Origin of the sequence: Candidatus Vampirococcus lugosii, from assembly GCF_018420025.1 — a bacterium.
GTDB classification, from domain to species: domain Bacteria; phylum Patescibacteriota; class Gracilibacteria; order Absconditabacterales; family Absconditicoccaceae; genus Vampirococcus; species Vampirococcus lugosii.
This window is the reverse complement of record NZ_JAEDAM010000043.1, coordinates 1-8,645: the sequence shown is the minus strand read 5'-3', so window position 1 is coordinate 8,645 and position 8,645 is coordinate 1. Positions and strand designations below refer to the sequence as shown.

The 8,645-nt window shown below is 25.3% G+C and carries 13 protein-coding genes and 1 pseudogene; all 14 read left to right on the top strand.

The window, feature by feature from the left end; genetic code table 25:
• Positions 1-431, top strand: a 431-nt coding sequence (locus VAMP_RS03570; RefSeq protein ID WP_213349362.1) for a hypothetical protein, incomplete at its 5' end; no start/stop codon positions are given.
• Positions 432-477: 46 nt separating this feature from the next.
• Positions 478-792 (top strand): hypothetical protein, encoded by a 315-nt coding sequence (locus tag VAMP_RS03565; protein WP_213349359.1) that lies wholly within the window; start codon positions 478-480, stop codon positions 790-792.
• A 66-nt stretch (positions 793-858) separates the two neighbouring features.
• Positions 859-1,749, top strand: coding sequence for a KilA-N domain-containing protein (locus VAMP_RS03560; protein WP_213349356.1), 891 nt, complete (start codon positions 859-861; stop codon positions 1,747-1,749).
• On the top strand, positions 1,730-2,461 hold the full coding sequence (locus VAMP_RS03555; RefSeq protein ID WP_213349353.1) for a hypothetical protein: 732 nt from the start codon (positions 1,730-1,732) through the stop codon (positions 2,459-2,461). The genes VAMP_RS03560 and VAMP_RS03555 overlap by 20 nt, the downstream gene beginning before the upstream one ends.
• Position 2,462: 1 nt before the next feature.
• The gene (locus VAMP_RS03550) at positions 2,463-2,723 is read left to right on the top strand and encodes a hypothetical protein (protein ID WP_213349350.1); all 261 of its coding nucleotides are present in this window, start codon (positions 2,463-2,465) and stop codon (positions 2,721-2,723) included.
• A gap of 59 nt (positions 2,724-2,782) precedes the next feature.
• Positions 2,783-3,352, top strand: a pseudogene (locus VAMP_RS06255) (glycosyltransferase); the annotation flags it as partial.
• Positions 3,350-4,189 carry a glycosyltransferase family 2 protein gene (locus VAMP_RS03545; protein WP_244831586.1) on the top strand — a complete coding sequence of 280 codons (840 nt, stop codon included), beginning with the start codon at positions 3,350-3,352 and terminating at the stop codon, positions 4,187-4,189. The pseudogene VAMP_RS06255 and the gene VAMP_RS03545, both read left to right, overlap by 3 nt.
• A gap of 5 nt (positions 4,190-4,194) precedes the next feature.
• Positions 4,195-5,016 (top strand): hypothetical protein, encoded by an 822-nt coding sequence (locus VAMP_RS03540; protein WP_213349345.1) that lies wholly within the window; start codon positions 4,195-4,197, stop codon positions 5,014-5,016.
• Between the two features lie 18 nt (positions 5,017-5,034).
• Entirely contained in the window at positions 5,035-6,129 is a 1,095-nt protein-coding gene (locus VAMP_RS03535; protein WP_213349342.1) for a glycosyltransferase family A protein, read from the top strand.
• Positions 6,102-6,755, top strand: coding sequence for a hypothetical protein (locus VAMP_RS03530; RefSeq protein WP_213349339.1), 654 nt, complete (start codon positions 6,102-6,104; stop codon positions 6,753-6,755). The genes VAMP_RS03535 and VAMP_RS03530 overlap by 28 nt, the downstream gene beginning before the upstream one ends.
• Before the next feature lie 3 nt (positions 6,756-6,758).
• Complete coding sequence (locus VAMP_RS03525; RefSeq protein WP_213349337.1) at positions 6,759-7,172, top strand: hypothetical protein; 414 nt, start codon at positions 6,759-6,761, stop codon at positions 7,170-7,172.
• Positions 7,173-7,255: 83 nt separating this feature from the next.
• The gene (locus VAMP_RS03520) at positions 7,256-7,471 is read left to right on the top strand and encodes a hypothetical protein (RefSeq protein WP_213349334.1); all 216 of its coding nucleotides are present in this window, start codon (positions 7,256-7,258) and stop codon (positions 7,469-7,471) included.
• Complete coding sequence (locus tag VAMP_RS03515) at positions 7,464-8,087, top strand: IS607 family transposase (protein ID WP_213349331.1); 624 nt, start codon at positions 7,464-7,466, stop codon at positions 8,085-8,087. The genes VAMP_RS03520 and VAMP_RS03515 overlap by 8 nt, the downstream gene beginning before the upstream one ends.
• A gap of 44 nt (positions 8,088-8,131) precedes the next feature.
• On the top strand, positions 8,132-8,645 hold a 514-nt coding region (locus tag VAMP_RS03510; RefSeq protein WP_213349328.1), incomplete at its 3' end, for a hypothetical protein.

The following is an 8,645-nucleotide window of genomic DNA, read 5'->3' as shown; positions in this document are numbered from 1 at the left end:
GACGTGTTGCTCTTCCGATCTTGAATGTAAAACCAGAAGTTGATGAAAATGGTATTGTTAGATCAAAAAATTCAGTTTTTGGTCGTCAACCAATTTGTGTTTTAAGAATTGGTGATTTTTTTCATACAAAAATAATTATTGAAAATCTTACTATTGATTACGATGATTCACCTTGGGATATGAATCCCGAAGGTTTTGGTATGCAACCAATGATTGCTAATGTTAGTTTACAAATAAAAATAATTGGTGGTCAATCATTAAGAGGTCCAATTAATGCATTACAAAATGCGTTATCTTTTAATTATTATGCTAATTCAACATATGTTAATCAAGGTACATATAGAACACCATCGTTTGTTGAATCTAAACAATATGGAGTTAATGATGGTGATAATGAATCTAATAATAATAATGATAATGATGATAATTAAACAAATAAATAATTTTACATCAGAACTATAACACAACATATCAATTATGCCAAAACAAGATTATGATAAATATAGTTTATTAAGACAAGAAAATGGTTTACCTAACATGATGCCATTTATTAAATTACCCATTAATCCAACTGATAAATATGAGAGATGGAATTCTGAATTTAGTAGATTGGATAAATTAAGCCAAAAATATTATGGAAATCCATTTTATGATTTTTTAATTTTATTAGCAAATTCTAAATATGTTAGTGAATTTGATATTGTTGATAATGATTTAATTAGAATACCATTTCCATTATCAAAAGTTAGACAAGATTATGAGACAATAATGGAAACAATTATTAATCAGTAAATAAATTTGTATATTTAGTTTAAATTTGTTAAGTTTGCAGTTGCAAAAATTGTAAGATTTTTTTATATGAAAAATAATATTGTAATATATAAATATTCTCAAAATGGTGTTAAATATGATGTATCATTTTTAAATAACATTAATAACATAATGATTAATGTTACTGATATGGTTAAACCGTTTGGTAAGAACATCGGGCATTTTCTTGATGACCCAACCAGAAGAGAAATAACATATAAATATTGTACAAGAAATTCTAAGTCATTGAGTATCAACGACATCGACATACCGATGTCGTTGAATTTCAGTAACTTAGCGAAAATGTTTCCAGAATCAGTTAATGTTGTTAGAGGTGGTTTAAATAAACAACAAGGTACTTGGGTTCACAAAGGCATAGCATTGGAAATTGCAAGATGGTTATCTGCAGATTTTTCTATTTGGTGTAATGATAGAATTGAAGAATTATTACGATACGGATATTCATTTTTAGTAACAACAACACCAAATACTGTTCAGGAAAATACAAAACACCAAGTTCAACGAAATAATAGTAAAGCAATCGCCATGAAAAATTATGGTTTTACTAAAGACCAAGGAAATATAATAAAACATTATAGGGATATTATGTTTAAACTTGTAGGTGTTTATCCGAATCAAATTGTTCAATGGGCTAAAAAAAATGATGTACCACGATATATAATAAATAAAGGAGCGAGAGAAATTTTAAGATATATAAATTCATCTGTACCGTCAATGTTATCATTAGTTGAAAACATTGCATCTTCAACACCAGATTATAATAGTTCAATATTAGATGAATTAGTTAAATATGCTAAAGATTTTGAACCGTTTTTTAAAAGAATGATTGAAATTGGTTATGGTGACAGATGTGAATTGGAAAAAGCCAAAGAATATGAAACAATAAAAAAAGCATTATATGAAAAAAACTTGGACTAAAGATGATATTAATTTCTTAATTGAAAAATATCCATTGTATGGTAGAGAGTATTGTTCTATTAATTTAGATAGAACCAAAGAATCTATTTATTCTAAAGTAAAGGAATTAAAGATTAATAGAAAATTTTTAGGTCAAAGTAATAAATGGTCTCTTAATGAAATTGATTTTTTAAGAACCAATTATTCAACATATGGTTCAGAGTTAGTTGCAAAAGAATTAAATCGAGAAATATCTGATATTATTAAAAAAGCAAATTCATTAAATATTAAATATTCAGATACTCAACATAAATTAAAAAATAATAGGAGAGGATTTAAATTACGTTCAAATAAAGTTAATTATAATACCTTTTTAAAATTTAATACACCTGAAATAGTTTATATATTGGGGCTAATTTGGGGAGATGGTAATATAAATGTGAATCTTTCACGTATTGTTGTAAATATGATTGAAAGTGATATGATTGAATTAATTGATGTTTTTAGAAAAACAGGTGATTGGAATATAAGTAAACCAATTAAAAAATTTTTTAACAACAAAAGAGTAAATAATCAATTATGTGTATCAACACATAATATTTTATTAGTTAACGAACTAATAAAATATAAATTCGACCTAAAATCATACATTAATCCTCAAATTTTATTAGAATATATAGATAAAATCTATCATTCATATTTTTTTAGAGGGTTTTTTTGATGCAGATGGTAATATGTCAATCTCATGTGATGGTAGAAATTATATTAGGGTTAGATTTAGTGGAACTTACGACTATGATTGGTCTTTTTTTAATTTAATTGATATTGATTATAAATGTTATAGATATATAACTAAACAAGGTAGATATTCGCAAATAACAATATCTAAACAGAAGGATGCAATAAAATTTATGAATTTTATCTATTCTGGTAGTAAATTTGGATTAAGTAGAAAATATGATAAGTGGATTAATTATGAAAAAAAAATAAAATAATTACAATATTTTCATCACATTTAGGTGATATTGAGAATAATAAATTTATTGAACATATTAAACAAACCATCGGTATTAAAAACTATGATATTGTTTGTTATGAAAACTATAATCAATTTTCATTAACTGAGATTTATAATAAAGCACTTGATAAATATAAGGGGGATAATGTTATTATATTATTTGTACATCCAGATATTATATTCAGAACAAAAAATTGGGGCAAGATTTTACTACATAAATTCAATTTCACCGATTACGATATTATTGGTGTAGCGGGTAGCACTTACATGCCGGAAAACGGTGTGTGGTGGACAGACAGAACTAAAATGGTGGGTATTGTCGATCATACAGATGGAATTCAGGAATGGACTAGCCAATACTCTGTGGAAAGAAAGGGTCAGATAACACCAACTGTTTTAATCGATGGATTATTCATGGCAGTTAATCCAAGTAATTTAGAACACTATTTTGACGAAGATTTTAAAGGATTTCATCACTACGACACCAGTTTTTGTTTACCTAACTACTTGGACGGTTGTAATATTGGCGTTACAACAGATATTAGAATATTACATAAAAGTGTTGGTCAAACCAATCAGCAGTGGGAAGAAAGTCGTAAGCAATTGGCTGAAAAATATAAAGATGAATTACCTATTTCGGTATTACCAGATTTTGAAGATTTTGATATTGAATTAACATCAAAACCAAAAGTAACTGTAATAATACCAACAAAAAATAATCTTAAATACATAATCAATAACATTAATTCATGGAATAATGTAGTTGAATATGATAATTATGAGATTATTATTGCAGATACCGGAAGTCAACCAGAAGTTTTCGAAACATATAAGAGTTTATTGAATAGTAGAATTAAATTAATAAAATATAATTATTATAATTTTGCTAAAATTAATAATGATGTGGTTAAAAATCATGTATCAGACGATACTGAATTATTATTATTTTGCAATGACGACATTGTTTTATTGAATGATGCATTAAGCAGATGTGTTCAGATTTATAATGAAAATAAAGATACTGTCGGTACTATTGGTATTAGATTACATTATGGTGATTCATCTATTCAGCATAATGGGATAACATTATCAATGAACGATGATAGATTAATGATCTCACATAAAGACATAAAAAAAATAAATAATTATTCTACTGATGTTAATTACAATTCAATCGGTAATACGGGTGGATTTTTATTAATAAAAAAGAAATTATTTAAATCTTTTGATGGCTTCAATGAAGATTATATTGAATGTTTAGAAGATGTTGAATTAAATTTGAGATGTAAATCATTGGGTTTAAAAAATATTACTGTTAGTGACGCAGTTGCCATTCACTACGAATCTATATCAAGAAATAAAATAAGTGGTGGAAATGAGAGATTTGTTGAGGATTATAAAAAATTATTAGTATTTATAAATGAAAATAATATAAATTTGTAGTAATTATGTATAAATTTGGTGTTAGTTATAATGTTTTTGATGGTGTTGAATTACTGGAAGATTCGATTAATCAAATAAGAAATGTAGTTGATCACATATCAATAATATTTCAAACAACAAGTTATTATGATGAAAAGTTAACTGAAAAGGAAATTAATATAGTTAAATCCCTTAAAAATAGAGGATTAGTTAATGATTTAGTATTTTTTAGATTAGATAAATCAACATCAATTCACCAAAATCAAATTAATAAAAGAAATCAGGGAAAAAGATTGGCACAGGCAAAGGGATGTACACATTATATGACATTGGATTGTGATGAATTTTATGTTACTGAAGAATTTAATAAATTAATTGAATTACATAAAACCAATCCAGAAATAGTAACATATCTTCCTTTAGTTGCTTATTATAAAGATACAAAATATTTAATTAATTCATCTAAATATATGGATGGTGATTTATACGTAAGCGGTTTTTTTCCTGTAAAATATGACTTAGTAATGAATTTTCCTTGTGGTGTCAAGGTAGACCCAACAAGAAAAGTAGGAATAAAACAAAATAATTTAATTAATATTTTAGATAAGTCTTTTATTAAGATGCATCATCTAAGTTATGTTAGAAAAGATATTTTTAAAAAAATATATAATGCTGCATCAAAATTAAGGTATGGTAATAACATACAACATTTTAATAAAGTTCGTGATGCTTATTTGAATTATGAAAATGAAAATATTGCTATTTCTGCTGATGGACATAAATATAATATAATTAATATTAAACCTGAAATAGTTTTATCTAAATATTATGGATTTTGAAGAAAATAATATATTATATATTAATTTATGAAACGAAGACAATCAAATATAAAAAAAATAATAAAAAAGAAGGTTGAATACACACAAAAAAAAACTTCTTTAAATAAGATTGTTAAATCAAAATCTCCATATAAGACCAAGATTGATAATGAACTAAAAAGTACACCAGTTAATAAAGACGTTACTAAAGATAAGGTTATAAATGAACAACAAATAATATATAAACCAAAATCAAATAGTAATGAAGTCATGGATGATAAAATGAAAAGACGTTTGGGGCAAATACAGCCCGTAAATGTCGAATTGGTTAAATCAAACAAATCGAAATTAATAAATAATGATGTTGTTTCTAATTTAATTACAATTGAAGATAGACAACCAATTTCAATAATAGTTACGGCATATCAAACACAAAATTATATTGAAGAATGTTTGGATAGTATTGAAAAACAAACATACTTCGATGGTTTTAATAATTATGAAATATTGGTTGGAGTTGATGGGTGTGAAAAAACTTTAAATAAGTTAATGAAAATTCGTTATAAGTATCGTAATTTACAGATTTATTTAATGGAAAGTAATAAAGGGACATATGTTACTTCAAATACATTATTAAATTTAGTAAAATTTGAAAATATTATTCGATTTGATAGTGATGATATTATGTTATATAATATGGTTAATGAAATAATGTTGGTTATTGAAAATAACGATGTAATAAAATTTAAATACATTAATTTTTCAAATAAAGAAGTATATACCAATAAAAAAGTATATTCTGGTGGCGTAATATTTTATAAGAAAAAAATAATTGATGAATTTGGTGGTTATATGCCTTGGATTTGTGCTGCAGATGGTGAATTATTGTTGAGATTTGCAAATAACAATATAAAAATTTTTAACTTAAATAAATCTCTTTTCCTAAGAAGAAAACATTCAAATGCATTAACAATTAACAATAATACATCAATGAAATCAGTGATGAGAAAAAAATATCATTTATTAAAAAAATCATTGAAAAAAGAAGTCAAATCCATCTCAAGAGAAGTTAATGGTTTTGTTGAAATATTATGAATAAAAAGTGTGTATATACCGTGATTACGAATAATTATTGTGATTTAAATGATAATAACATAAAATCAAATGGTTGGGATTATATTTGTTTTACAGATAATAGAAATATAAAATCAAAGTTTTGGAAAATAATATATATCGATAATAATTCAAAAAATGAAATTGACCACATTAAATTATCAAAAGAGTATAAAACACAAGTACTAAAACATTTAAATAAATATGGTGTATATCTTTACATTGATGGTAGAATAAAGATAATTAAAGATATTAACGAATATTTGAAAAGATTGGATAATAAAGATATTGTATTTATGAAACATAGACAAAAAAGCATTAAAGACCAATTTAATGTTATTGTTGAAAATAAATATGATAAAAAAGAAATCATTGAAAAAATAAAAGAAAGACATAAAGAATTTGGTTATGAATATAATAATGGATTGATTGAAGGTGGTGTTATTTTGTTTAAAAATAATGAAAGAGTTAAAAAATTCTTTGATGATTGGTGGTTTGAGATAAAAAACTATTCCCATAGAGACCAATTATCAGCTAATTTTGCTATTTTTTTAAATCCAGAATTAAAATATTTAATTACAAAAAATCCAATTTATGATAGTCCTAAATATTTTTCATTGTTAAAAAGAAAAAAATCAAGATTTAAAATTAAATAAAACATGATAATACTTACAGAACACAGTGCATTTTTTGCAGCACCTTATTTATCAGAAGCATTAGATTGTGACTTATATGTTTCTAATGTAAAATTTAATAATTTTTTTGGTAAAAATACAAATATGGGTATTTATTGTGGTAAAAAAACAGAAAAAATAACTGATGACGAAATTACTATAATAGGAGTTCATTCATTAGAAATGATTTCAAATAGAATTATAAATGGTGATTTTAAAAGAGTTATTTTAATTTTATGTGATACAAATGCATGCTTAAAATATAAGTGGTGGAATGATTTTGTTCTTAAATATAATATAGATTTATATATTATGCCTGATAAAAAAGAATTTTGTTTTGTCGATTATAAACCAATTTATCAATACATGAAACTTGATAATGGGTTAATTAACAGTTAACAAATAATTAAACAAAATTATACAAAAATCTACTTATTTTAACTAAATTTTATTACTTTTACGAAAATTTAAAGTATTTATATATGAAAAAGATTAATAAAATTATGGAGAACCTTAAAAAGAAGTCATTAAATGTAGTTCGTGTCGATAAAGACGAATTCGAACTCGACAATGGTGACGTGTACCCAATACCTTTTGAACTTGATATTGATGAAGATATTTCAGTTTGGGAATTTCAGAAGATTTTGGATTCCAGTAAAGAAATTATTTTAAAAATTCTTGAACAGTCTAATGAGTAAACTCTTATCAATACAAAAGGTATCTGAACTTCTTGGAGTAACCAAGAAAACCCTTCGTATTTGGGATAATGAAGGAAAACTTTCATCAATTAGAACTGTTGGTGGTCATCGAAAATATAATGAAAATGATATTTTAAAATTCATGGGAGAACAAAAAATCGAATATATTAACCATTCGGTTGCAACCTATGCCAGAGTTAGTTCTCACGAACAAAAACAGAAAGGAGATTTGGATAGACAATCTCAAAGAATATCGGAGTATTGTGCGAAGAAAAAATATAAGGTTGAACATATAATAAAAGATGTTGGTTCTGGATTATCCGATACGAGAGTGGGATTCACTAAACTCGTGGATTTGGTTATTAAGAAAAAAATCATTAAAATTGTAATTGAAAACAAAGACCGTTTAACCAGATTTCAATATAATTTGATTAAGACCTTCTTTAATAGTTATGATGTAGAAATTGAATGTATTGAAAACAAAAACATTTCAGAGGAAGAAGAATTTGTTAATGACATTATGATGCTCATGGCAAGTTTTAGTGGTAAATTATATGGTAAGCGTAGCGTTAAACGTAAAAAAGATTTGAAAGAACAAAAAAAGAAATGAAACTAATAAGGTCAACCAAATGTAGTTTGAAGTTCACAACAAAGAAAAAGATGTTGGAATTAAATACTATCTTAACCGAATATGGAAAGGTAGTTAATTTCTTCATTCAACATTTTTGGTCTGACCTCAATAACATCCCTTCAAAATCACAATTATTAAAACCGTTGGTGGATTTACCAGAAACATGGTTATCTGCACGACTACGAAAGGTTGCTGCAAGAGAAGCAATTGACATGGTGTTGGCAACAAAACAAAGATGGAAAGATAAGCCAAATAAAATGGTTGTACCAGTACATAAAGGTAACAGAATGTATGTTAGTTGTACCATTGCTGACTTAGTGCCAACAAGGAATAGTGGATATAAAACCGAAGAAAGTAGATTATTCGATGCTTGGTTACACATAGCCAGTGTTGGTAATAAAATGATTATAGACTTACCAATAAAGTATCACAAACACTTCAACAAATATAATAATATTGGGAAGAGATTGAACTCGTATATCATTACAAAGAATTATGTTCAATTCAGTTTTGAGATTATAACTGAATCAAAGAAGGGAGGTA